25 protein-coding genes and 1 pseudogene are annotated in these 24030 nt (G+C 34.1%); 10 read left to right on the top strand and 16 right to left on the bottom strand.

All coding sequences use genetic code 11. The features are described from left to right. Positions 1–29: 29 nt before the first annotated feature. Both SSOP1_RS11590 and SSOP1_RS11585 read left to right on the top strand, forming a co-directional pair. Positions 30–434: an acyl-CoA thioesterase gene (locus tag SSOP1_RS11590; protein WP_009991816.1), complete on the top strand. Its 405-nt coding sequence runs from the start codon at positions 30–32 to the stop codon at positions 432–434. Between the two features lie 261 nt (positions 435–695). After that, positions 696–1085 carry a HEPN domain-containing protein gene (locus SSOP1_RS11585; protein WP_009991817.1) on the top strand — a complete coding sequence of 130 codons (390 nt, stop codon included), beginning with the start codon at positions 696–698 and terminating at the stop codon, positions 1083–1085. On the opposite strand, the gene SSOP1_RS11580 is transcribed toward SSOP1_RS11585, so the two are convergent. After that, entirely contained in the window at positions 1056–2594 is a 1539-nt protein-coding gene (locus tag SSOP1_RS11580) for an APC family permease (protein WP_009991818.1), read from the bottom strand. The genes SSOP1_RS11585 and SSOP1_RS11580 overlap by 30 nt on opposite strands. A gap of 230 nt (positions 2595–2824) precedes the next feature. Between SSOP1_RS11580 and SSOP1_RS11575 the strand changes: the two genes are divergently transcribed. Further along, positions 2825–4489, top strand: a complete 1665-nt coding sequence (locus tag SSOP1_RS11575) for a protein kinase domain-containing protein (RefSeq protein ID WP_009991821.1) — start codon at positions 2825–2827, stop codon at positions 4487–4489. Here SSOP1_RS11575 and SSOP1_RS11570 read toward each other — a convergent pair. Together SSOP1_RS11570 and SSOP1_RS11565 are read right to left on the bottom strand one after the other, a co-directional pair. After that, positions 4481–5224: an exodeoxyribonuclease III gene (locus SSOP1_RS11570; RefSeq protein ID WP_009991823.1), complete on the bottom strand. Its 744-nt coding sequence runs from the start codon at positions 5222–5224 to the stop codon at positions 4481–4483. The two genes, SSOP1_RS11575 and SSOP1_RS11570, sit on opposite strands and share 9 nt — an antisense overlap. Before the next feature lie 10 nt (positions 5225–5234). Further along, positions 5235–6014: an SDR family oxidoreductase gene (locus tag SSOP1_RS11565; protein ID WP_010923822.1), complete on the bottom strand. Its 780-nt coding sequence runs from the start codon at positions 6012–6014 to the stop codon at positions 5235–5237. A 53-nt stretch (positions 6015–6067) separates the two neighbouring features. On the opposite strand from SSOP1_RS11565, the gene SSOP1_RS11560 reads away from it, so the two are divergent. After that, complete coding sequence (locus SSOP1_RS11560) at positions 6068–7156, top strand: MFS transporter (protein WP_029552590.1); 1089 nt, start codon at positions 6068–6070, stop codon at positions 7154–7156. On the opposite strand, the gene SSOP1_RS11555 is transcribed toward SSOP1_RS11560, so the two are convergent. From SSOP1_RS11555 to cdr, 5 genes are all read right to left on the bottom strand, one after another. Beyond that, the gene (locus tag SSOP1_RS11555; RefSeq protein ID WP_009991827.1) at positions 7117–8073 is read right to left on the bottom strand and encodes an acyl-CoA thioesterase; all 957 of its coding nucleotides are present in this window, start codon (positions 8071–8073) and stop codon (positions 7117–7119) included. The genes SSOP1_RS11560 and SSOP1_RS11555 overlap by 40 nt on opposite strands. Beyond that, positions 8051–8440, bottom strand: a complete 390-nt coding sequence (locus SSOP1_RS11550; RefSeq protein WP_009991829.1) for a hypothetical protein — start codon at positions 8438–8440, stop codon at positions 8051–8053. Before SSOP1_RS11550 ends, SSOP1_RS11555 begins: the two co-directional genes overlap by 23 nt. A 24-nt stretch (positions 8441–8464) precedes the next feature. Further along, a complete protein-coding gene (locus SSOP1_RS11545) occupies positions 8465–10294 on the bottom strand; it encodes an ATP-binding protein (protein ID WP_009991830.1) in 1830 nt (609 codons plus the stop codon). Next, on the bottom strand, positions 10291–11412 hold the full coding sequence (locus SSOP1_RS11540) for a DNA double-strand break repair nuclease NurA (protein ID WP_009991831.1): 1122 nt from the start codon (positions 11410–11412) through the stop codon (positions 10291–10293). The genes SSOP1_RS11545 and SSOP1_RS11540 overlap by 4 nt, the downstream gene beginning before the upstream one ends. 74 nt (positions 11413–11486) lie before the next feature. Then, entirely contained in the window at positions 11487–12812 is a 1326-nt protein-coding gene (cdr, locus tag SSOP1_RS11535) for a CoA-disulfide reductase (RefSeq protein WP_009991832.1), read from the bottom strand. A gap of 52 nt (positions 12813–12864) precedes the next feature. Between cdr and SSOP1_RS11530 the strand changes: the two genes are divergently transcribed. The 3 genes from SSOP1_RS11530 to cysS are packed head-to-tail and all read left to right on the top strand — an operon-like array spanning position 12865 to position 15610. Next, positions 12865–13302, top strand: coding sequence for a hypothetical protein (locus SSOP1_RS11530; protein ID WP_009991834.1), 438 nt, complete (start codon positions 12865–12867; stop codon positions 13300–13302). Further along, a complete protein-coding gene (locus SSOP1_RS11525; RefSeq protein ID WP_009991835.1) occupies positions 13295–14185 on the top strand; it encodes a bifunctional phosphoglucose/phosphomannose isomerase in 891 nt (296 codons plus the stop codon). The genes SSOP1_RS11530 and SSOP1_RS11525 overlap by 8 nt, the downstream gene beginning before the upstream one ends. A 12-nt stretch (positions 14186–14197) precedes the next feature. Continuing rightward, complete coding sequence (gene cysS / locus SSOP1_RS11520) at positions 14198–15610, top strand: cysteine--tRNA ligase (RefSeq protein ID WP_009991836.1); 1413 nt, start codon at positions 14198–14200, stop codon at positions 15608–15610. Here cysS and SSOP1_RS11515 read toward each other — a convergent pair. Beyond that, positions 15591–16016, bottom strand: coding sequence for an NUDIX hydrolase (locus tag SSOP1_RS11515; RefSeq protein ID WP_009991838.1), 426 nt, complete (start codon positions 16014–16016; stop codon positions 15591–15593). The genes cysS and SSOP1_RS11515 overlap by 20 nt on opposite strands. 47 nt (positions 16017–16063) lie before the next feature. Between SSOP1_RS11515 and SSOP1_RS11510 the strand changes: the two genes are divergently transcribed. Continuing rightward, positions 16064–17344, top strand: coding sequence for a hypothetical protein (locus SSOP1_RS11510; protein WP_009991840.1), 1281 nt, complete (start codon positions 16064–16066; stop codon positions 17342–17344). 21 nt (positions 17345–17365) lie between these two features. Here the strand turns inward: SSOP1_RS11510 and SSOP1_RS11505 are convergent, their stop codons facing one another. The 5 genes from SSOP1_RS11505 to SSOP1_RS11485 form a co-directional block, all read right to left on the bottom strand. After that, the gene (locus SSOP1_RS11505; RefSeq protein ID WP_009991841.1) at positions 17366–17614 is read right to left on the bottom strand and encodes a TIGR00304 family membrane protein; all 249 of its coding nucleotides are present in this window, start codon (positions 17612–17614) and stop codon (positions 17366–17368) included. A 3-nt stretch (positions 17615–17617) separates the two neighbouring features. After that, on the bottom strand, positions 17618–19105 hold the full coding sequence (locus SSOP1_RS11500; protein WP_009991842.1) for an ATP-dependent nuclease: 1488 nt from the start codon (positions 19103–19105) through the stop codon (positions 17618–17620). 111 nt (positions 19106–19216) lie between these two features. Further along, a complete protein-coding gene (locus SSOP1_RS11495) occupies positions 19217–20002 on the bottom strand; it encodes an SDR family oxidoreductase (protein WP_009991843.1) in 786 nt (261 codons plus the stop codon). Beyond that, a complete protein-coding gene (gene udg, locus SSOP1_RS11490; protein WP_009991844.1) occupies positions 19953–20603 on the bottom strand; it encodes a type-4 uracil-DNA glycosylase in 651 nt (216 codons plus the stop codon). Before udg ends, SSOP1_RS11495 begins: the two co-directional genes overlap by 50 nt. A gap of 62 nt (positions 20604–20665) precedes the next feature. Then, complete coding sequence (locus SSOP1_RS11485) at positions 20666–21535, bottom strand: dihydrodipicolinate synthase family protein (RefSeq protein WP_009991846.1); 870 nt, start codon at positions 21533–21535, stop codon at positions 20666–20668. A 55-nt stretch (positions 21536–21590) separates the two neighbouring features. Here SSOP1_RS11485 and SSOP1_RS11480 point away from each other — a divergent pair, with 55 nt between their 5' ends. Further along, positions 21591–21989, top strand: coding sequence for a metal-dependent transcriptional regulator (locus SSOP1_RS11480; protein WP_009991848.1), 399 nt, complete (start codon positions 21591–21593; stop codon positions 21987–21989). A gap of 255 nt (positions 21990–22244) precedes the next feature. Here SSOP1_RS11480 and SSOP1_RS11475 read toward each other — a convergent pair. After that, positions 22245–22554 (bottom strand): annotated as a pseudogene (locus tag SSOP1_RS11475) (IS6 family transposase); the annotation flags it as partial. A gap of 245 nt (positions 22555–22799) precedes the next feature. Between SSOP1_RS11475 and SSOP1_RS11470 the strand changes: the two are divergent. Continuing rightward, positions 22800–23681: a sulfite exporter TauE/SafE family protein gene (locus tag SSOP1_RS11470; protein ID WP_009991513.1), complete on the top strand. Its 882-nt coding sequence runs from the start codon at positions 22800–22802 to the stop codon at positions 23679–23681. On the opposite strand, the gene SSOP1_RS11465 is transcribed toward SSOP1_RS11470, so the two are convergent. Continuing rightward, entirely contained in the window at positions 23664–23969 is a 306-nt protein-coding gene (locus SSOP1_RS11465) for a hypothetical protein (RefSeq protein ID WP_009991515.1), read from the bottom strand. The two genes, SSOP1_RS11470 and SSOP1_RS11465, sit on opposite strands and share 18 nt — an antisense overlap. Between the last annotated feature and the right edge of the window lie 61 nt (positions 23970–24030).

Genomic DNA, 24030 nt, shown 5'->3' with positions numbered 1-24030 from the left:
TAAAATCAATGATAGCTAACGCATAAATTATGGAGAACATAGAGTACGTTTTTGAAGATGTAGTTAGAATATACGATACTGACGCTCAAGGCATTGCACACTACGCTGCATATTATAGATTCTTCACTAATACTATAGAAAAATTTATTAAGGAAAAGGTCGGAATTCCATATCCTATAGTTAATGAGAACTTGTGGTTTGTCATAGCGGAGTCACACGCTATATACCATAGACCAGTCAAGTTAGGTGATAAGCTTACAGTTTTATTAAACCCAAAAATCTTGTCCAATAAGACGATTAAGTTCGAGTTCAAGGTTTTAAAAGATGGAGAACTAACTACTGAAGGGTATGTAATACAGATAGCAATTAACCCAAAAATATGGAAATCCACTGAGATGCCCAAGGAAATTATGGATAAGCTGTCAATAAAGTAGGGATTGAGTGTAATGCTTTGTGGGTCACTTCAATAATTTTCAATAGAATTATATCATAAAGTAATAGAGAATAAATATTTTCTTACGTTTATTACCCTAACCCTTGACCTCAACGCTCTTGGACCGACCCACAACGTTAGTATTTTGGAAAAGTTCTTAGACTATGATCTAGTGGTATATCCTTTGCCTAAAGCTATAAACTTTCTGAAAGCACTAGTGAGTGTAAAGAAAATTAAAAAGAGTAATTTTATCATTAGAATTGTGAACTTAGAACCATTATTCCAAAGGGCTAATGAACTTTTACGTGCCTCAAAATTCAATTTTAATTCTGGTTTTTATGAAATCGCGGCAATAGCTGCCGTAGAGTCCCTATACTTACTATTGAATGCAACATTAATAAGAATAGGGGCCGACATACCTTGGTACCTTGATTTTGATGGGCTTTTTAGAGTAATATCAAGATACTCAAATGATGATAGAATTGCCGAAATTAGAATTAAGGAGAGGGATATCATAAGCTTGTTAGATGACATTAAAATTAGATTAGGATATTCAATACCCTTAGAGCTTAATGAAAAGGACACTGAGAAATTGATAAAATTTGCTGAAAGGATCTTCGACTTACTCTGGGGGGATCTCCTTAAAAGTTAAAGATAGATCTATTCCTTTCTTTGAATTCACATACCTTGTGATATTCCATATTACTATACCTGCAATAAAAGAACCTAGAACAAATGATAAAGTTGTAACGTTTACGCCAGATGTTGTTGAAAAACCAAATAGAGGATTTCTTGCAGCTTCATAGGTCAGATACACGAAATAGACTGTCATTAAAATCCCCGCAATCTTCATCAGCCCGCTTCTGATTTTTCGTCCGAATATGATTGCTGAAATACCCACTGCTAAGAAATATAGCATCCCAACTATTGAAGCGCCATACAATGATACAGCCGCATCTATTGAAAATACTGGAATTAAGAGGAATAATAACGTTAAGGTCAAATCGAAAACGTGAGCGTAAACTGGCGATCCATTTGCGTTCAGTTGTGAGAATTTCTCTGGGAACACTCTATCAAATGATAAGGCAAATACGTATCTTGAAAATACTAAAACGCCATATGATAAGACGTAGTAATTCCACATTATCAGCCCCAGCCCCAATATCCATTCTATTATCGGATTTAAGGATAACGCCATAGCTACTGTCCAGAAGTTGTAAATTGCGGATGGAAAGGCGTTTAGATTAAAGTAATACCCAGCAATAAGATCCATCTCTAAGAATCCTATTGTTACGAAAATTCCGGTAATTAGGAGTGAGAGAAACACATTGAGTTTTGATACGCGATCTCCCCTATACTCTGAAGATACAGCAGGACCGGCATTCATCCAAGGATACGTATAAAGAGCAAATAATGGTAAAAGAAAGAGTGTAGCTGGAATTGATATTGAATAGGGTAAAATCGTTTTAGGTAGATTTGAAGATACGGTCACATTAAAGTCTTTCAGTAAAGGCAAGACTAAGGAATCAAAACGCTTAGCGTTGATCGCCATTACTATCATAGCTAGTATTACGGTAAGCATTGAGAACATTCCTAAACCTGTCACTAACTTATATCCCCATTTAGAATGTAGAATATTTATAAGTACTATTATTGCAAAAGCAAACGCTGAGATTCCGTAAAATATTAGTCTTTGTTGAAATGTTGGAGTAGCATAAGGATTGACGATTACATTTTCTGCAATGTAAATTAACGAATTTTGATGATTAAGATAACCAATAGTCAGTAAGACAGAATTGACTGATGATGCTGAGAAGAATGAGATAATAGCATAAAACGCTGTGGACTCCAAGAGATATGCTACTGCGAAAATAGTACCAATTGCCCCATCCAAATTCCTTGAAATCCAAACATAATCTCCACCAGTTCTACCAATCTTTCTATTGAATATTGTATAAACTAATGCTTGAGGTAAAGCTAAGAACAGTCCTATTAATGACGCTATCCATAGTACTCCTCCTCGCGTTATGTAAGGTGATATAGATTGAAATAGTGCTATACCTATTGACATATTAGCTATATTGAGCATAACTGCATCTGTAAGGGACACGTGCTTTATAAGACCAGAAGTTTCCCTAACAAATACTTGCTTTCTTTCCATATTGACACTCTAAACTTTAGATTAATAAAATTTACTTAGACACAAAAATTTAAAGGAGAGATCTCCGACATGTTTTTACTTAGTTAAATAAATCTAACCTATCGATCATAGTAACAACGATGTGCTAGTACTAGTATATACTAGCATATTTTAACTGAATAAATGGTTAATGATAATCTACTCAAAGTTCATAATAGAAATTTTTAAATTGTAATTCGTATACGATAGCAATGGGACGAGGCATAAAAGATGATAAAGTGAGGATAGCCCTTGCTAGAAATAGCGTATTTGTGTCAACAGTAATTCCTTTTATTGGTTATGTAATGTATGGAATAGCCTTAGGCTCACTCTCCTCAATTGGATATTCCACATTAGCTGGGATACTTTATACATTTACTTTATACTCGCCTTTCTTATTACCCCCTTTATTATCACTTTCCGCAATATCCTATTTATTGGCTTCAATATTTCTTTATAAGGCTTTCAAATGCAAGACGGTAAGGAAATACGGGATTATAACTGTTCTATTATCAATATCTTACGTCGTATTATATACATATAATTTCTTCATAGCCGAATTAATCCAAGAATCTATAATGATTTGGATTTTAATAGGATTTTACGAAATAGGTAATATAGTACAATTATTAGCGTGGAGAACGGGTTCAAGAACGATAAGGATAAAAATCTATGGCTTACCGGATAACTTGAAGTGGAACATAAATATTGATGGGAAAAATTACACTTTCACTAGTTCTCAAGTAAAAGTAAAAGTTCGGAAGAAAAATCCTAGCTTTTATGTTGGTAATGTTTTAGAGGGATATAATATATATCTACCAAAACCGACTTATGGGATTATAAGTAGTAATTTACTAGAAATTTACTTCACGAAAAGTAGCAGATTACCAGATATCAATAATTGGGATCCAAAGTTATGGATAGGAAATAAAATAGGTGACTACGAAGTTGTTGATTTAATAGCTATAGGTGGGAGCTCTTATATTCTAAAAGTTCGAAAGGGAAATATGTTCTATGCGATGAAGATACCGAAGATTAATAAGAGCGCACCAGGACAGACTAGGATTAGTACTAATAATATAATACTGGATCTTAGTAAGGAATTTATTAATTTACAAGAGGTCGGAAGCAAGACTAAAAATGTTGTACAATTATTTGCAATAAGTGAGATAGATATTAATAATATAATAAAAATTGAGAAGGGAGAGAGTTATCTCTACCTCGCTAAACCACCTTATATAGTAATGGAACTAATGGAGGGTGGTAATGCTCTACAACTTTTAAACGCTAAGAGAAGTAAAAATTGGTATAGAATTGTAGGAGTACTAATTAGGGATGTAGCAAAGGCTTTAGATGTCATTCACTCCTCTGGCTATGTTCATTTAGATGTAAAACCACAAAATATCTATTTCAACAGATCCCCAGGCAATGAAGAGAAAGAAATTCTTAGTAATTTAACCAGTGGTAAAGTAACAGTAAAATTAGGAGATTTAGGATCGGCTAGAAAAATTGGCGAAGATGTTAGGGAATTTACAGAATTTTACTGCCCTATAGATCAAATAGAAGCAGCCATGCTAAAGAATAAAGGAGCATTACCTAGTATGGATATATTTGCTTTAGGCGCTACAGCTTATAAGCTTCTATTCGATAGTTATGTATATCCTAAAGAGTATTATGAAATAGTTGAAAGGGCAATAGAAGACTTTCAAATGGGTAGAGGGAGTTATCTGAATTATTTAAAAATGGCTAGGCAGTACGCTGTATTACCTAAAATAAATACTATACCATCATGGTTAAATAACCTTTTGTATGATATGTTATTACAAAGAACTAACGCTAGAGCAATCTATACTACTATAGAATATAACTTATGTTAATTCCAAGATAATTGGTGCATGATCAGAGCCTTGTACATCTGTCAGAATGTCAGCCATTTTTATACTATCTTTTAACTCTTCTGACACAATACAATAATCTAATCTTAGTCCTAAATTCTTCTCTCTAGCATTTCCCATATAGCTCCACCAGCTATATTTTCTAACATTTGGGTGTAAATATCTAAAAGTGTCTATGAAACCTAAAGAGAGAAGATGAGTAAACCACGCTCTCTCTTGTGGTGTGAGCCCTGGGATTTTTGGATCAGAAAAAGCCGCATCAATGCTTTGATGTGCAATATTGAAATCTCCGCAAAGTATTACTGGTTTAACTTCTCTTAATTTAAGAAGGAAGTTCTCGATCCCGTTATTAAATTTTAGCTTAAAATCCAATCTTTCCAAGTTATCTCCAGCTCTAGGAAAATACGCGTTAATAAGGTAGAAGTCTTTCAGTTCTAAGCTAACTGTTCTCCCTTCATCGTCAAACTCCTTGATTTGAAGACCTTTAATCACTTTTATGGGTTTTATTTTGGTTAATGTCATTACCCCGCTGTAACCTTTTCTCCTTGCTGGAAATGAAATTACTTCATAGCCCATCATAATGAAATCAAGCGGAACTATATCACCTCTAGTCTCTTGAAACATTACAATATCGAACGTATTACTTTCTAGGAAGTTTACTAGATTCTTCTTTAAAGCTGAACGTAAACCATTAATGTTCCAACTTACTATCTTCACATGTAGAAGATTATAATGAATGAGTTAAATTGTCTATTCTACCACCATCCGCAACTATGACTTGTCCAGTAATATATCTCGCTTCATTACTTGCCAAGAATAATACGATATTTGCTATATCCTCTGGCTTTCCAGTAGTTTTTAGAACTGTTTTATTCCTAAATAAATCCCTCAACCTCTCAACTTCTTCCTTGCTTTTTCCGGATAAGGTCATGTCAGTCTCTACCCAGCCCGGTGCTACAGCGTTAACTCTTATTCCATATTTTCCTAACTCAAAGGCTAATCTTTTTGTGAGAATTATAATGCTTGCTTTGGTTATTGCGTAAAATGTAGTACCTTCGGCAGCAGTCCCAATACCAGCATTGGAGGCTATATTAACTATTGCACCGTTCTCTGATGCCTTTAATAATGGAAGGAACTCGTAGGTAGTATATATTGTACCGTTTAAATTGATTCTTATCATCTTATTGTACTTCTCCTCATCAAATTCCTCAAATGGCATTGTGAGCATTATTCCTGCGTTATTGACTACTACATTAACTCTTCTAAATTCCTTCTCCACAATTTCCTTAGATTTTTTTACATCTTCTCTGTTTCCTACATCACATTTTATTGTAAAAACTCCTTTCTCTCTCAGTTTTTTAGCTTCATCTTCTGCAGAATTATAAAGAACTATTGGTAATCCTCCCTCCCTTAAAAATGCTTCCGTGATTGCTCTTCCTATCCCTCTAGTACCTCCTGTTATTAGAATAACTTTATCTTTAAACCTCATATGATAAGACACTACCATATCTCTTATTAACGTTTTGCTTTACTAGTTGAAATATTGTGATTAGAAAGTATATTGGACAGTATTTTATCATAACAAGCTTCACAATGATAGGTCTATTATTTCCCGTAGAGTTCTATAGCGAGACCAAATCATTGATTTTATTAGGTGTAATTACTGGGATTTATAACGCGTTAAATGCGTTAGGATCTTACATATGGGGGTATCTTATTGATAAGACAAGGTTAAGAAAAGAGTATGCTGTATTACTATCATTATTTGGTATAATTATTGGCCTAACATATCATTATAATAAATTAATCGCTTACGAGTTAAGCGGTTTTGTTTCAGCATTAGATGGTCCTATATATTCAGCAATACTACTTGAAACGACTCCCCAAGAAAAGTTGGTTTTGGGAAATACTAGACTATCACAAATATCTTTGGCTGGGAATGTTACAGGTAGTTTACTTTCAGCTTTCTATCATAATGATTACCTTATACTCATATTCTTCTCAATTTCTCTTGCATTCAATATGATTCATATTCCTAAATATGACGGTGGGATTAATTACGATGTTGCTGACAGAAACAAAATACTTAGAATTTTATTCATTCCAATTATCTCTTATTTCTGGTTTAATATGGCAGCTGAAATATTCTATACCTTATATGTGCCTTTAAACTATCTAATGTTAAATCCATCTTATATAATATTTATTAGTTATACTTTTCTCTATATTATAGAAGAATTAATATACAGTAAGGGAATTAACATAGTTAAAGGAAAAGAAGAATATTTTATGTTACTAGTGACGTTTGCTAGATCGTTGATAGTCATGTCAATAGTTTACATCATTCTTATGGGATTAAAAATATATGAAGGTACGATGTTGTTGTTCCTAGTTTTCGGTCCACTTTTTCCAATATACAATATCTCTTTCTTCTCACTATTAATAAAGGGATTAAAAAGAAATAAGGCAACAATTATTGGAATATTCAATGTAAGTGAAGATATAGCTAATGTTGTTGGAGGATTCTTATCAGGTTCTACCAATAATATAGTGTCAAGCTACCAAATTTCCTTCTATTCTTTCGCGCTTTCGTTATTCCTATTGTATTTCTATTTACGCAGACCTCGACGAGTTAGTGCCTCCTCATAAAGCCTTTTTTCTCTTTCTGTAACGGGCGTATATTCTGGTATTTTTATAGGTTTACCATCCTTATCCACTCTAACATATGTAAAGTACGCAGTAGCTACATGTTCCTTTGCACCGTTCAGATCTTCCCTAACCACGTTTATTAAAATATCAGCAGAGGTATTACCTACATAAACCAGTCCGGCTCTAATTAGGATTATATCATTAAGCCTTATTGGAGAGTAAAATGCTAGTCCCTTAACTGCTACTGTAACTACGGCGTTAAAAGAATTGTCATAAAGATTACTACTGTTATGATCTAAATAGCGTAAGCAGATTATTCCTCCAAGATCATCCATAAGTTTCAGTAATTTACCAGCAGACATTATTCTTCCATCATATGTCAGCTCGGGAGATACATGAATCACATTACTTATCCTATATCTTAATCCATCAGTAATATCATCAACATAAAATCTCATCTTCTGTCTATTTACTATTTTAGATAATCTATTTTCTCTTCTCTTCTTTGCCTCATCTATTTTCCTCTTATCATCTTCACTCTCTGCCATAATCTTCACGTTAACTGGAGTGGGCCTTAATAGATCATCAACTTTAACATACGTAGCATAAGCTGAAACTACTTCTTCATCTCTAACAAACGCTCTAACTTCAACTTCCAAGGATGTATTACCTATATACACCGTCTTAGCCCTTACTTTAACTATATCACCTAATCTAACTGGTTTCTTAAATACAACATCGTCTAACGAGGCTAAGAGCGTAGTACCCATGGCAACTTTTGAAGCAGATATCATACCAGTCTCCACTAGGAAGAATAGCATATCACCTCCATGTAGCCTATTTAAAAAATTAGACTGTTCATAATGGATAAATCTAAATGTTTCAACAATAGTATCAGAGATTTTCAAGTATGACATTATTAACCATATCAGCTATCTTGTCAAAACTTTTATCTCTTTTTGCGTACTCCAAGGCAATATCCCTTAGTTGCCTTAAAATTCCTTTCCAATCAAGGTTATTTACAAGATTATCGGGAAGTTGTGAGTAATCCATTCTTTTCTCATATGCTGTCATATATGGCAGATACTCGTCTTCAGCTATTCTCATAATTGCTATACCATTCCTATCTAGAATATACTCGTAAATTCCCGATTTCCATAATGTTATGGAAAAGTCGTCTGAGGGTGGCAAGTATTTCCTAATAGTTTTCAAAAACTCTATAACAACTTCCTTATCTTTCTTTCTCTTTAATGTATTTATAACATTTCCTAAGTTAGACTCCACTAGTCTAAATTAGTACAATAGTATTTATGTTTTAGACAAATCGTAATGACCTAATGGAGGAGGCACCGGAGCTTTTATCTTAATTTTACCTTCTCTAAGCCAAGGTGTCAGCAAATAGGCTACACCATTTCTCTCCCAGTTTAATATCTTAGCCTCAGTCTTAGACAGACCTAAAGCTTCAGCAACTTCTGACTTAATTCTAAATATAATCTTAGTATTTGCTAACTGTATAATTATATCACTTAAGTCATTAGGATTATGAGTGGCAAACACAAAACCAATCTTCCTCCTCCTACCCAATCTCATCATGGTAGCTATTTTACCCGCAACCCTTCTAATATAGTTGGTATCCTCTTCACCTCCTTTAGATGATGGAAAGAACCTATGCGCCTCATCAATAATTATCACATTTCTTCCTTTCACATTTCCACTACGCATTTGCCTCTCCCTAAATTCAAATAAGCGGTCTAGGAAATAATATGTTAAAATTTTCTGAGAGAAATCATCAAGCTCACTATTGTATAGATCAAAAATTAGTGTAGATGAAGAAGAATCTTTAAGAATCTTACCTAATGGAAACCTCTCTACACCGACATCGAAAAGTTGGGTCTCCTTTAGCAAATACAAGCCTCTAACGATATTTTCTCTTGTGCTTTTATGAATTTCGACACCTTCTAAACTATTCTCATTAAATTGATCTATCAAATCGTCTAGATTTGCTATATCTTTACCCTTTTTTCTTATCATTATTTTTATAAAATGTGACGCCTGCTCAGTAAAATAAGGATTAAGCTTATGTAAAATTGTCTTTACATCTTTAAATCTAAAATAAAATGGATAAACTGTAACTTGAGATGACCAATCTGCATTGGAAATAATAATCTTATTATTTATTATGGAAGCGTAAATGGAAATACCCTTATTATTTAAATGGTTAAGTATTGGTTTTACAAACATATCGAAGTACATTTTAGTTATAGACCCAGCAGATTTGGCACCATCTAAATACTTTTTTACCCAGGATTTGCTGATAGGATAGATGATATCTACATTGATGCCCTTAACTATTGCCCCATACAATTGAGTAAATTCCTCTACGCCTTTCATAACTACCTTATCGGATTTATCTGGAGGCAGGAAAATATGATAATAATCACCGGTAGCATCAAGGATAAAGATCTTACTACCTTCCTCATTAGTTACATTAAGACCAGCTATTAAGTCTTTTATAAATGAAGTTTTACCTGCTCCAGTAGTCCCTAATATTAGCATATGGAAATTCAGATCATCAAGGCTTGTACTTACTCTAACTTTACTATATGCAACATCTAAAAAACCTAATCTTAATAATCCTCTAGTAGTACCTAGAGATCTCTCTATAACTTCCGCCTTAGGGATTATCACCGGTGATTGCGGCTCTAATATAATGTCTGCACCATCGGGTTCAGAAGAGGAAAGAAAGTCTACCTTAGTTAACATTTCACATCTTAGGGTAACATTAGTTATTAATGATCCCGGTTCATCATCACTTAATCCTATATTATTTAATACATTAGAATCTCCCATAAAGAGAGATGATGCGTCATTTCTTTCATAACCTATAACTCTCAGTAAAACAAAATATAATGTCTTTATATCTATAGCACCCAAAAAGATACCTATCTTACCCAGAAAGGGATATTTATAGTAAGTATTCGGATCTACAGTTACGTTTACGACATTATTTTCCTCATCAAGTTTGTTAGGAATATATCTAGAAACCTTTCCTACCAAATCACCCAACGTTAAGGCTAATGCTCTTGCCCTAGATATCCTATCCTTTATATCATTATATAACGGAACATCTGAGCTCAAATTCTCACCTGCTCAAGTTTACTGTAAAAACTAGCTTGCACCCCCATGCTCTCCAATGAGGTCATAATAATCTTTAATATGGCATTTGTTATCTCCTTTGCAGTTCTATCAGCAATTGCAAGGATAAATGGAATACCGTCTTTAGTAAACTTTAAGGAAGATATCTGGTCTACTACTCCGGAATCGTTATTAAGACTCTCTACTCTCAATATGGCAAATTTGAAAACGTAGGGATGAAGAGGATAAATCAAATAGTTAACATAGACTGGCGTGTTACCTATATTTCTTAATATGGGACCTAAAGATATAGGAGAATAAGGAGGAGATAAATTAGCTTTGAGCAAATCAAGTATAAACGATTCATCACTAAAATATCTACTAGGATCAACCCTAAATTTTTCCATAAATTTAGAGGATAATTTATAAAGGCTAGAGATTAATAATCGGCTTTTGTCTAACCTCTTAACAATACCAATTACGTTTCTCCCCTTGATGGCTTGTAATCGTAAACTTAATATATCATCTCTAGGCTTACTTCTTAAGAAAATCAACGGAGGTATTAAGGGGCCATCTAATATAATAGAACCATCATTTGGTATTTTTTTAAGAGCTTCAGTTTCAAGTATTGTTCTTATTTCAGTTTCTATCTCCTCTGGAGAATTCACTGAAGTAAAGAAAGAACCATCTAAAGATAAAGTTGTAACATATTCGGAGCTATAAAAGAAAGGGATTAGGGGGCTCTGATGAGCTGAAGAGGCCAAAGCTAAAAAGGGCTTTTTCAGATCTAGTTCTGGAAAACCTGAAATGGGAGGATAGACGCCTAAAATAGGAGAAATGGTTGATGATACTACTACAGATGCAAGACTAACAATACCTTTAGACGAGATAAAACTTCTACTACTGCCGTCTAAGGAATAAATCAAAGATTGGCTATGTTTCTCGAAGCTTACAGTTCTGATAAATTCATTTAAAGGAGAAATCAAAATCCCCCTATTATCGTCCTCTCCTACTAGATTCTCGATATTAGGACTTATATTACTGGAGGAACTTAAATAATTCACAATATACTTTGAGATTATGTCCTTTAGTAATACTTGAAGCTCTAACTTTTTAGGCATCTTTCATATCATATTTTATTATAGTAATATTTAAATATGAGGTAATACTGAAAGAACATTCATAAAACCTAGATCTATTCTCCACTAATACCGGAAAATAATTTTCTCGCTGCTAAAGTAACCACGTCCCATACCCTATTTACGGGTGGAACATACCCAGTTTCTACGAAGAATAGATCTTCTGCCGTAAAACCTTTTTGGATAACAGCAGCCATCATGTTTAGCCTTCCTAGAACCTCTTCTTCTCCTACAATCTGAGCGCCGATTATTCGCATAGTGTCAGCCTCAGCTATTAACTTCACTATAATGTCTTTAGATCCAGGGTAGTATCTAGCCCTAGTCTTATGATGAACTATTGCTGAAACTGTTTTAATGTTATATCGTTTAGCCTCGTTCTCAGTAACACCAGTTTTACCAATTATAAATTCTTCAAATTTAGTTATCATTGTTCCTACTACCCCAGGGAAAGTCACGTCTTTACCACCTATGTTATTTCCAGCGACGAAACCCATTTTATTCGCAACTGGTGCAAAAGGAACCCAATCGGGTTTTTTAGTAATGATATTTATCGATTCTGTAGAATCCCCAGCTGCATAAACATTTTCGACACTAGTTCTCATATGGTTATCAGCCCATATGGCACCAGTCTGCCCTATTTTTAATTGATCTTTAACTAGATCAATATTTGGCTCAACTCCAATAGCAACTACAGTGGCGTCTACATCATATTTTCCTTTATCTGTTATTACGACTCTTCCTTCCTCTATTACACTTACGAGACTCTCATTCAACTTTAGCTCTATTTCGCTTTCAACCTTATCTGTTACGATCTTACCCATATCTTCATCTAGCATTTTATTGAGCAAATATCTCCCTCTATGAATCAAAACTATTTTCTTTCCTCTAGCTCTTAATGCTTCAGCCATTTCTATGCCTAATATACCCCCACCAATTATTGCAATCCTATTAAAACTCCATAATTTTTGCCTTATATAAGAGGCTTCTGCAGGATGATGAACATAGAAAATTCTATCTCCCTCTGCATTTATCTTCTTAGGTCTAGCACCTGTGGAAAATAATAGATAGTCGAATTCGTATTTCCTTTTCTCTTGATTTTCTCTTACCACGACAATTCTCGACCTTAAATCTACCTCTTCCACTTTAGAATTTGTCTTAACATTTATCTTTCTCTTTTCAATAAAATATTCTGGAGTGTAGGTCATGAATAGGTTTTCGTCATCGAAGAGACCTTCAGTAAAATAGGGAATACCACAAGGTGCATGACTCACCATCTTAGTGGATTCGAACACTGTTACATGCATGTTTGGCTTAAGCCTCCTAACCCATGAGGCGGCTGTCATTCCAGCAGCTCCACCACCTATAATAATAAGCCTTTCCATAACTGATTAAATCCACAGAAACCTTATTATATTTACGGTCAAAATATAACACATGAAAGCTGTTGAAAGATTAGATAATACTATGGTCGAACTAAATAAAATAAATGAAAGTGAACTAGGAATAAATGAGTTAGATCTTTTAAGATTCTTAAAAAACCAGCTATCAAAATCCAAATCTCTGTTCGAATCCTTCTCTAAAAGTATCGATGAAAAGAGATGGGACGATGTGCTCTCTTACACTTTTCAAATATCACAGCGAGTCAACTCAATCTTCGGTTACCTAGTACAACCAGCTGTCTTCTCCATAATCTCTAAAAGTAAACTTTCAGAAAATATAGAGAATATAATAGATTCATTAGCGTTCTCGATTTCAGAAATGATCATAGTACTAAAACAAAACAATAAATCGCTGGGTATAGATACGATAACTATTAATATGTCCTCAAATCCTCCGTCCATGTCCATATCTGTGGTGATAAAAGGTGGATGAAATTTACCTTAATTGGGATAAAATGTTTGATGAAGCATTTAGAATTCCCATTCATGAAATTAAGAACGATAACATAGTGTTCTCTGGAATTGGCGGGAGTGGAATCGTTGGAGAAATAGCAAACATCTTAGGGGTTGAACTATCCTTTAAGAGAAAGTTCACGGGAAAAGAGTCACTAATAGCCGTAAGTTATTCTGGGACTACTTCAGAGACGATAAATGATGTAGAAAATGCAGTAAAAGCTGGATCTGAAGTTATAATAATAACATCTGGTGGAATACTTGAAAAGTTAGCTAAAGAGAAGAGTTTAAAACTTATCAAGATACCTTCGGGTTTTCAGACTAGATACGCTTTCCCATATCTTTTCACACCCTTAATAAAAATGACTACTAAAAGAAGAGGTATCAAAATAAACGAGATGGAATTAAAAGAAGGAGTAATAGAGGCCAAAGAACAAATAAAGGCCGATGCTACACGATTAGCTGAATTACTAATAAACAGAATACCTGTAATTTACTCGTCAAAATACTTAGCAATCGCAAAAAGATTCAAACAAGAGATAAATGAGAACGCTAAGCATCCTGCGTTTTATGGCGAAATACCAGAAATAAATCATAATGAAATAGAAAGCTATGTTCATGGACCTTCTCTAGTATCAGTCATCGTTGAAAGCTCAGAAATCGACAAAATTACTGAAGATGTATTAAACTCAATAGTCATAAAACCATATTTTAATAGTGATGAGAAAAACATTTCTAGTCTACTTGCACTAGCCGGAGTTACATCACTTGAAATGGCTAAAAAACTTAACGAGAAACCAGATAAGCTGTATAACATACCCAAAGCTAGGCAACTAACTTCAAATTTATTTAAAATAAACTAGTGTGAACAGATAATGGATTTTAGAATTAGGGTATACAATTCGCTTGGGAGAAAGCTAGAGGAATTTGGTACAGTAGAGCCGAATCTAGTGAAAATGTACGTCTGCGGCCCTACAGTTTATGACTATGTTCATATAGGTCATGGAAGAACTTTCGTGGTATTTGACGCCATTTCAAGATATTTAAGGTTAAGAGGCTATACCGTAATTAGAGTTCAGAATATTACAGACATTGATGACAAAATAATTAAAAAATCACAAGAGATTGGAAAAGATTGGAATGAAATCGTTGATTATTTCACAAAGGATTACTTAGATATGCTGTCTCAACTTAAAGTCAAAATAGATATACACCCACGTGTAACACAGCATATAAGGGAAATCATTGATTTCGTACAGAGACTGATAGATAAGGGACATGCATATGTAGCGCCTAGTGGTAGTGTGTACTTTGATGTTGATACTTATCCTAATTATGGGGAACTTTCAAACACTAAAAAAGAAGAATGGAATCAAGGAGAAGAATTCGTCAAGGAGAAGAAGCATTCCTACGACTTCGCATTATGGAAAGCGTGGAAGCCGGGTGAACCTTATTGGGAATCACCTTGGGGTAAGGGAAGACCTGGATGGCACATCGAATGTTCAACTATGTCAACTAGGTATCTAGGTGAAAGATTTGATATTCATGGAGGAGGAGCTGATTTGATATTTCCGCATCATGAAAATGAAAGAGCTCAGACTGAGGCATTAATTGGGGAGAAATGGGTTACATACTGGGTTCATAGCGCTTTTGTAACCATAAGAAAAGAAAAGATGAGTAAATCCTTGGGTAATATAATACCATTAAATGAGGCTATAAAGAAATGGGGACCCTCGGTTTTGAGATATTGGTATTTGACCTCTCATTATAGATCACCAATAGACTTTTCTGAGGAAGCCTTAGAGCAAGCAAAATCCGCTTTACAGAGAATAAAAGATTCAATGGCAATAATTAGAGATGTAATATCTGAGGGACCTAAGTTCTATGTTAAAGATGATGATATCAAAGTATATAGAGAGATACTTAATAATCTAAATAACTTCCATACAGCCATGAGTAATGATTTCGACACATCTACAGCCTTATCATATATACACGAGATAGTAAGATTAGTATTCTCCACATTACAATATAGTAGAGATTTCCTTGGGGCTATGTTAGCCTTCGAAACCCTTAAACAATTCAATGAAGTATTTGGAGTAATGGATGAAGAATTCTATCCCACATATGATAAGATGTATAAAATAATAGATGCAGTTGTAGATATAAGAAATCAATTGAGACAGATGAAATTATACGAAATTTCAGATAAGATAAGGGAAGAATTACTAAAGGCTGGAGTAAGGATATTAGACAGTAAGGATAAATCTACTTGGAGATTTGAATGATGAAATATGGTGGCTTTTCTCCTCTAAAGTACATACTCAGCATGTCGTAGGTAGTTTTTGTAGTTTGTATAATATTTAATTTGTCAAAAGGTACATATTCTACTTTTACGGCATCAGTGGAGGCACGAAGATTCCCGCCTATTGGTTTGCATTCAAAGTCTAGAATCACGTAGTGAAAACCTTCATTTATTACTTGTACAATAGATATAATGTTACCCACAGCTACTTCAAGTCCAGTTTCCTCCCTCATCTCTCTCTTCAACGCCTCTTCTAACGTTTCCCCGTACTCTACTTTACCGCCTGGTATCGCCCATAACCCAGCATTTGGAGGGTTCTTCCTTTGGACTAGAAGAACCTTGTTTTCTTCAACAATAAGGCAACCTACAGCTACTAAAGGCCTATCCATAAAATAATGATAAAAGTTAATATTAAGTGATTTATGGTGTATTGTGTATGAGATCAGTAACAATATCAATCTTGGCCCTAATAATTACATGGGGAATTTTAGGTTCATTGATAATTACTCAAGCCAATACTACTATCGTTAATACTACAACTATACCTACTTCCATAACGTATACTGTAAAACTAATAAATAGTACCACCGTCGCAAATAAGACAATAACCCATGTTTACAATTATACGCTATATTATCAAGTAACTAAGTTTGTTCAAAATACGGTTTACGTCAATATAAGTGGCAACTTCACTAACGGTACTTTAAAACTTGGAAACACTGTTTATATTAAAAAAGGAGTATACGAAGTAAATTTATTGTATCAACCCTTATCAATTTATTACCCTTTCATAGAACCTAGTATAATTTTTAATACCTCATATGGGATAATATCTCCGAATGAGACGATAGCGCTAGTCTATAAAGGTAAGACGTTTAATATGATTAATGGAGTTAATTATACTTCCTACAATTACTCAGGGAATGTAAATGGTCAACAGATTAGTGTAAATATACTCCAAAATGGCATAATATCCAAACTAGAGAATGGATCTTTAGAGCTAATCTTAGAATCATTCTCAAATCTTTCTACCATTCCACTTACCACTGTAACAAACAGTCAATATATGAACTTCTTAAATAGATCATACTTGTACGCAGTGTATAACTACTCACCATTGTCAAACTCTCTTATCCCCGAAGGTTATTTACAAATAAGTTATCCAGTTGTTATTGGCAATAATACTATAACTGCACAGATAACCCAAATACAGTTAAGGGCAGGAAAACAGTTAGCATTACCTGCTTCATTATTAGGAGAGCCAGTAAACTTCGTATTATACATTAATCAACCTCAAAACATACCAACTAGCTTCATAGTGAATGTAGGAGCAAAAAACATTACGTGGAACAGTAATGTATTCACATTAGTTGGAGAAAGTAAAGTTTCAACTCCAATAGGAACCTTCATTGCGTATCAATATGTTCATAACATTTCACAAAACCAAGCACAACAAGTTCTATATTTTACGCCTAATGGAACATTAATAAAGGAGGAAGTAGTTGAGATTATTAATTCCACCACACTCCCATCTTTTAGCTTAAGTTTTGCTGGCAACACTTATATAAGTCCATTCGAGACCTATCCTAACGTGTTTAACTATACTAATACATCATTACCATATAAAGTAATCGCTCCTAATCTTTCATTTACAATCTCAATAGTAATTACTATAATAATCGTGGCAATACTCGTAGTATTGCATAAAAGAGATTAAGATTTTTTCATTCTAACTATTCTATACTAAGAAGTAAAATATTACAATTAGAACGAACAATATCACTGCAACTATAATCATCCATTTAGCTATACCCTTTGACGAGCCGAACACTATAGGTATTGGGCCAATGAAAATTACGCCACCAACTTGTGCTTTTTGATCATTATCAGATGACTTATTCGCTTCCCGTATCATACCTACAAAAAGCAGTATAATTCCTATAAATATGAGGAGAAAACCTATATCAAATAAAACATTAAGCTCCATAATTTATAATGTAGCTTGGAGGGATTTAATTTTATTCGCTAATATCTCTATTTCTTTAGGTATTTCGATACTGTCAACATCAGTTATAAGTTCTCCTATTGACATCCTAAGTTTCTCGTATTCTATGCCTCTTTTCCTCAAAACATTTATAATCCATCGTAAGTTTTCCTCTTTGCCTAAATCTCTTATTTCTTTTTCATCTGGATATATGCCAAGTCTTCTTAAGACCTCTAATAGGGCTTGTTTACTATAGAAATTCTCTACCTCGCGACTTAAAGGAACACAGTAATCCTTTAAGCTCATATCTAACTTATCGCATAACCCAAGGAATATTACGTCCAAGTTCAACATGTTCTTCAATTTAAGCCAGTGCTGTAATTCTAAGTCTGAGGACACTTTATAAATAGATATCCCATTATCTTCTACATTTATATTAAGTCTCTTCAACCAATTCACTATAACTGAAGGTTCTGCTAACTCACTTGTGAGTATTATGATCCTACTAAACAAAATATTACTTAAACTAGCATTTAACAAACTTATGGTACCCCTTAAGTCTGGTGTAGGTTTTACTGTTATCGCAGTTGAATTTCCATTAACTCTTCTCATAACAACATAGCTATCTGCTGCCATTTCCACAATATATGGGGAGTGTGTAGTAAGGAAAGACTGTAATATGTTATTATCTGTCCAATTCTTAATTAATTTCATAATTTTAGCTTGAAGAGTTGGATGCATATTCACCTCTGGTTCTTCAATTAATAGTATCTTATTTCCGCTTAGCCAGATTATAAATAACATGAGTATGACTCTCTGGAAGCCACTTGCTGCTAAGTCAATATATATTGGTAAATTATACACATTAAGTACTAGTCTTCTCCCGTCCCAAAATTCCATACCCTTAACTTCAGGTATTGTAGCTGCTACTAAATTGACGAAATCGTACCAATACTTTCTTAAGTTAATTGGTGACTTGTTCATTTCAGTCATTCTCTTTAACGTTTCATCGAAATAAGTCTGGTCAAAAATTGGTACGTATTCAATAGCTTGAGATGCATACTCAGCTAATTTCTTCGCGACCTTTAAATCATCTTCTCCAGGAGGAGAGCCGTTTATATAAAGGGTGTCCAAATTCCATTCGACAAACTTATTATTATACCTCATTTTATTTATTATCTCTAGTGTTATCTTTTGATTTTTACCTACAATTTTATTTGATTCTTCAGGAGAGAATTCTACTTTTCCTCCTATCATAATAGGTTTTGAAACATCATAACCTTGCCATAATAATATAAACTCTTGATTTCTATCCTCTATTGACCTTTTTTCTATTCCAGCTGATAAATTTTTGACAAATAAGAAGATGGATGAAAGCAAATTAGTCTTTCCATATCCATTATAACCAACGACTATGTTAAAACCACCCAGATCCTTTAAATTCACCTCACTGAGACTCCTAAAGTTGGAAACGTAAAATTCAGTAATCCTCACTACAGATCACTCTACGGTAATACTTAGCAGAATAAAATATAATCGTTAGCAAGCTTTTTTCCACGTTAGTCTATAAATAGAGAAAAAACGGAGTATTATCTGCAAAAACACTTAAAAGACTCCTTTTATACTCCCACCATCTACCGGTATTAGGGCACCGGTAACATAAGTAGAAAGATTTGACGCTAAAAATAATACAACATTAGCAATTTCTTCAGGCTCCCCTGCTCTACCTAGAGGCACATCCGCGACAATTGACTTAAGAACTTCATCTTCACTCTTACCCTCCCTTATTGCTCTATCCCTTATAATCTGAAGCAATCTTTCTGTCTTTGTCCAACCAGGCATTACTCCATTTACTAAAATACCCTTAGGTCCTAGTTCCCTCGACGCAACCTTTATTAGCCCTGCTAATGAAAGCCTTACAACATTTGACAAATCGAGGTTATCTATAGGTTGCCTTAATGTGGTTGACGTGGATAGTATTATCCTACCACCACTTTGCATTAGCTGACCAGCTTCTCTAACTGCAACAACTGCACTTAACAAGAGTAGATTGAACGCATCCATCCAGTCCTTATCTGATAAGGAAAATAAATTTCCAGGTTTTGGACTACCAGTAACGTAAGCTAAAACATCTAAACCTCCAAGTTTTCTATAGCCCTCATGAACTAGAGACTTAACTTCGTGTGGATTCATCAAATCTGCTTTTATGTAACTTACATTTTCACTATGAATCTCCTTTAGTTTATTGTATGCTTTCATTAAGTTTGATTCGTCATTAGATGAAATGATGACTTTAGCACCCTCCTCTAAAAAACGCTTAGCTATGGCCAAACCTATACCTTTACTTGCCGCTGTTACTATTACCTTTTTCCCCTTTATCCCCAGATCCATACAAGAAATTATCCAGAGTAATAGGTTTTGAACTTAATGCTTCTTTAACTTTTCTGAAGTCTTCTTCTAGTACTTTTCTAATAGGGGGATTATAAAGAGCTGCAGCTGGATGATATGTGGGAAATACTAGAATCTTATATCCGTATATATTCCACGTATAAAATTTTCCCCTAACTTTCCCGATGGATTCCATTTTCATGTTCATTTTCTTAAATAGATAAGACGTAGAATGCCTACCTAAAGTTATTATAATATGAGGTCTTATAGATTCAATTTGTCTAGTTAAATATGGAGAGCAAGCAAGTATTTCATCTTCTTCCGGATCCCTATTATTTGGAGGCCTGCATTTGACTAAATTCGTTATAAACACGTCTTCTCTACTGAGACCTAAGATCTCATTTATAAGTCTAGTTAGAAGTTTACCGGCTACCCCAACAAAAGGTTTGCCCTCAATATCCTCATTCTCTCCAGGTGCTTCTCCTATAAACATAATTTCGGCTTTGCTATTACCCTCTCCGGGTACAGCATTTTTCCTAAATTTCCATAACTTACACTTTTGGCATTTTCTTACCTCATCTGCAATAAGATCCAAGTTATCCATAATTCCTCAGCCGGGGATAATTTTCCTCATTATCCAGTAATTCCCATCGACCTTCATCATTCCTATATACCTAATTCTTTCAGTACATTATATATTTCACCTTCGGCTCTACTATCCTCTAATAAAGGTTTCCTAACACTACCGACATTAATTCCCCTATACCTTAAACCTATCTTAATACCACTGGGATAATCGCCTAAACTTACCACGTCTACCAATTTGTTCAAAATTCTCTGAATCTCTATAGCCCTCTGAATGTTACCTCTATCAAATTCCAAGAATAAATTGGTGACTAATTCAGGAACTAAATTGGAAATACCAGAAACTGCACCATCAGTATCTAAAATAAGAGCGGAAAGGATCATCCTATCCTCGCCAATGAATACTTTGAAGTTCTTATTTACTCCTTTTAGTGCCTTTAAATACTTTAGAAAAGAGACAAAATCTGTAGTTGAGTACTTCATACCATCTAATACGTACTCTCTCGCTAGCTTCTCAATTATATGAAGAGGAACATTATATCCTGTAAAGGAGGGTATATTATATATGAATAATGGTAAATCTATAGCATTACGCAACTCGCTAAAATACGATATTAGTCCTTTTTCTGAAGGTTTATGATAAATAGGTGGAACTGAAAAAATATAATCAACACCTAGATCATAGTATTTTTTAGCTAATATTAGACTATTTCTGGTTGAGTTCTCATTGACACCTACATATATTTTACCTTTAACCATCTCACGTATTTTACTAACTACTAATATTCTCTCATCTTGAGAAAGCATATTAAACTCTCCACTAGTGCCAAGAACCCAAAAGTCCTTAATTCCTTTTTTAATTAAAAAGTCCAATAGCTGTTGTAACGCTTCAGTATTTATATTTTCCTTATCGTCATAGGGTGTAACAAGAGCGGAAATATTCTCTTTCACGATTGTATGTTTTAGAACAAAACTTTATTTATTTTTATTGAGAGTTGATTCACAGATGTCTAACTTATCACGAAGAGAATTCTCATATCTGCTTACCATAAAAAGATACAATGACAGTGGGGAAGGTGCAAAGATAAATAGAATTGCAAAGGATCTAAAAATAGCTCCGTCAAGCGTTTTTGAGGAAGTATCCCATTTAGAAGAGAAAGGATTAGTGAAAAAGAAAGAAGATGGCGTGTGGATTACCAATAATGGAACGAGAAGTATAAATTACCTAATAAAAGCTCATAGAGTGATAGAGATACTACTTGTTAATATTGGAATAGATAAACAAACAGCTTGTGAATATTCCAAACAGTTTGACTATCTTATACCCGAGGAGATTATCGATAAATTGTATAATTACTTAGGAAAGCCTTCTTACTGTCCACACGGGTTAGAGATACCGCTCTAATTTGGCGAATTCATGCAAGAGTTTTTAATCATAAACCTTGGATCTAAAGCGTTAATTTATCATTTCGGGCGATTCAGCTCTTCTTTGCGAATTGCAATTTGCGAATAATGCAGTTATAAAAATGTTAATACTGGTAATCGTGTATCTCTGCTAGTTAGTCGCCTTCATTTAGTTAATTTCGTAGCTTCTTTGAAATAAAGTGAATTCATAATGGATACCTGAATTGCCCATCATATCTGAGTGTGGACAACAATTTCATGTAGTTGAAATGTTTGCATTTATCATCACTCCCTTATCCACTAAATACACTTGAATGTAAAGGAGGTTGTAGATTAAGAAGAAGGTCGAGAACCAACTCATTAACTTATTGGAATTACAAGCGAAGTCCATTGAAGAGACTCTATACTTTAATTTCCTAAACCCTTCTTCAGTGTAATCGCCTAACGTAACCCTCTTGTGCCCAACATTAAACCAATCAAAGGCATTGTAAACTGATAAACCATCGTGCAAGTAAACTACCCTATTCTAAAGTACTTACTCGCAATCCCCTCATGATAACTACGTTCACCCAAAAAGATATTACGCTAAGCAAAAGGACTTATTCCACACGCAAAAACAATTTACACAATTTATTTTAAATTAATAAAATTACTATCAACACTCTCATCTCTACATAATGATATTATAACTTGGCTTAAAAATCATTTATTAAAGAAAAGTCTAACAAATTTAATAAAGTTAGCTTTAAAAGGACTTACAAAGTTTTACATAATCATAAACTTTTTAAAGTTAAAACAAGATTTAGTTATTATGTTTCAAGATCCAACATTTCAAATCACCGTAACTCAATTACAATACTTGCTTTCTATCATTTCTGGAATATTGGTAGGATTCAGCCTCGGTCTTATTGGAGGAGGAGGTTCGATTCTCGCAATTCCCCTTCTATTATACTTTGTAGGTTTAGCAAATGGAATTCCACCTGGATCACCAGAATATACCTATATAACACATCTTACCTTAGGAACTACAGCACTTGCGGTCGGTCTAAATTCCTACATCAACTCTTATATGCATTTTAGGAGAGGTAATGTTAGAGTACCAGAAGGAATAATATTCACAATTCCAGGAGTAATAGGGGATGTAATAGGGGCTTATCTGAGCCATTTAATGTCGGGGGCGTTAATCCTATTTCTCTTCGGCTTTCTGATGATCGCAGTAGCAATTAGAATGTGGAGATCTAAATGCAATCCTAATAGAAGCGTATTATACAATAACTCTCATAAATTGAGTCTACGTGAAAGAATAAAAGTAACTAAAGTAATCCCAGCAGGGTTTTTAGTAGGGTTTGCCTCTGGATACTTCGGAATAGGAGGAGGGTTTCTGGTAGTTCCAGGTTTATTGTTCAGCACTGGTTTAGATATGCTTAGGGCTGTCGGTACATCACTAATTGCAGTAGGTACGTTTGGTGTTACGGCAGCAATTACATACGCGGTGTATGGGTATGTTGATATAGTGATAAGCTTACTATACCTATTAGGAGGAGTAGTTGGTGGATATACTGGATCCACAATTGCGTCAAGAATGCCAAGACAAACTTTAAGGAAACTATTTGCAATAATTATTATAGTAGTTGCTATATATACGATGTACATAAATAGAGTAGGAGTAGTAGAATTATTGCATTTTCTGTAAATCTTGATAGAATTTTTCGATTTCCTCTGATATAATATCCAATGATCTTTTGATATTTTCAAGAACTACTTCATAGTTTTCCTCTTCTAGCCCTTTATTAATATTATTCACCAATTCTCTAAATTCTTCTACGTTAGAAAATTTTCTGAAAAACCCTGTTAACTCTTTTCTAACCCATTTGAAAATTGTTCTATCTTTCCTTTCTTCGATATGCAACTTTACCTTTTCTAAGGACACCTTGGCTAAAATTAAATCTTGAAGTTCATAGAATTTTTTTGTGGTAGACATAACATGAAATAACTTGCTAAAGGATTTTATATATAGATATACTTAATGCTGAGATGCTTAG

The sequence above is a fragment of the Saccharolobus solfataricus genome, from assembly GCF_900079115.1.
Taxonomy (GTDB): domain Archaea; phylum Thermoproteota; class Thermoprotei_A; order Sulfolobales; family Sulfolobaceae; genus Saccharolobus; species Saccharolobus solfataricus.
The sequence above is the reverse complement of the archived record's forward strand: the minus strand, read 5'-3'. Positions and strand labels throughout refer to the sequence as shown.

Bases quoted from the DNA above. Each gene is read 5' to 3' on its own strand.
- SSOP1_RS11590 (WP_009991816.1), top strand. From the start codon at position 30: ATGGAGAACATAGAGTACGTTTTTGAAGATGTAGTTAGAATATACGAT.
- SSOP1_RS11580 (WP_009991818.1), bottom strand. From the start codon at position 2,594: ATGGAAAGAAAGCAAGTATTTGTTAGGGAAACTTCTGGTCTTATAAAG.
- SSOP1_RS11575 (WP_009991821.1), top strand. From the start codon at position 2,825: ATGGGACGAGGCATAAAAGATGATAAAGTGAGGATAGCCCTTGCTAGA.
- SSOP1_RS11565 (WP_010923822.1), bottom strand. From the start codon at position 6,014: ATGGTAGTGTCTTATCATATGAGGTTTAAAGATAAAGTTATTCTAATA.
- SSOP1_RS11555 (WP_009991827.1), bottom strand. From the start codon at position 8,073: ATGTCATACTTGAAAATCTCTGATACTATTGTTGAAACATTTAGATTT.
- SSOP1_RS11540 (WP_009991831.1), bottom strand. From the start codon at position 11,412: ATGCCTAAAAAGTTAGAGCTTCAAGTATTACTAAAGGACATAATCTCA.
- cdr (WP_009991832.1), bottom strand. From the start codon at position 12,812: ATGGAAAGGCTTATTATTATAGGTGGTGGAGCTGCTGGAATGACAGCC.
- SSOP1_RS11530 (WP_009991834.1), top strand. From the start codon at position 12,865: ATGAAAGCTGTTGAAAGATTAGATAATACTATGGTCGAACTAAATAAA.
- cysS (WP_009991836.1), top strand. From the start codon at position 14,198: ATGGATTTTAGAATTAGGGTATACAATTCGCTTGGGAGAAAGCTAGAG.
- SSOP1_RS11515 (WP_009991838.1), bottom strand. From the start codon at position 16,016: ATGGATAGGCCTTTAGTAGCTGTAGGTTGCCTTATTGTTGAAGAAAAC.
- SSOP1_RS11510 (WP_009991840.1), top strand. From the start codon at position 16,064: ATGAGATCAGTAACAATATCAATCTTGGCCCTAATAATTACATGGGGA.
- SSOP1_RS11505 (WP_009991841.1), bottom strand. From the start codon at position 17,614: ATGGAGCTTAATGTTTTATTTGATATAGGTTTTCTCCTCATATTTATA.
- SSOP1_RS11495 (WP_009991843.1), bottom strand. From the start codon at position 20,002: ATGGATCTGGGGATAAAGGGGAAAAAGGTAATAGTAACAGCGGCAAGT.
- udg (WP_009991844.1), bottom strand. From the start codon at position 20,603: ATGGATAACTTGGATCTTATTGCAGATGAGGTAAGAAAATGCCAAAAG.
- SSOP1_RS11480 (WP_009991848.1), top strand. From the start codon at position 21,591: ATGTCTAACTTATCACGAAGAGAATTCTCATATCTGCTTACCATAAAA.
- SSOP1_RS11470 (WP_009991513.1), top strand. From the start codon at position 22,800: ATGTTTCAAGATCCAACATTTCAAATCACCGTAACTCAATTACAATAC.
- SSOP1_RS11465 (WP_009991515.1), bottom strand. From the start codon at position 23,969: ATGTCTACCACAAAAAAATTCTATGAACTTCAAGATTTAATTTTAGCC.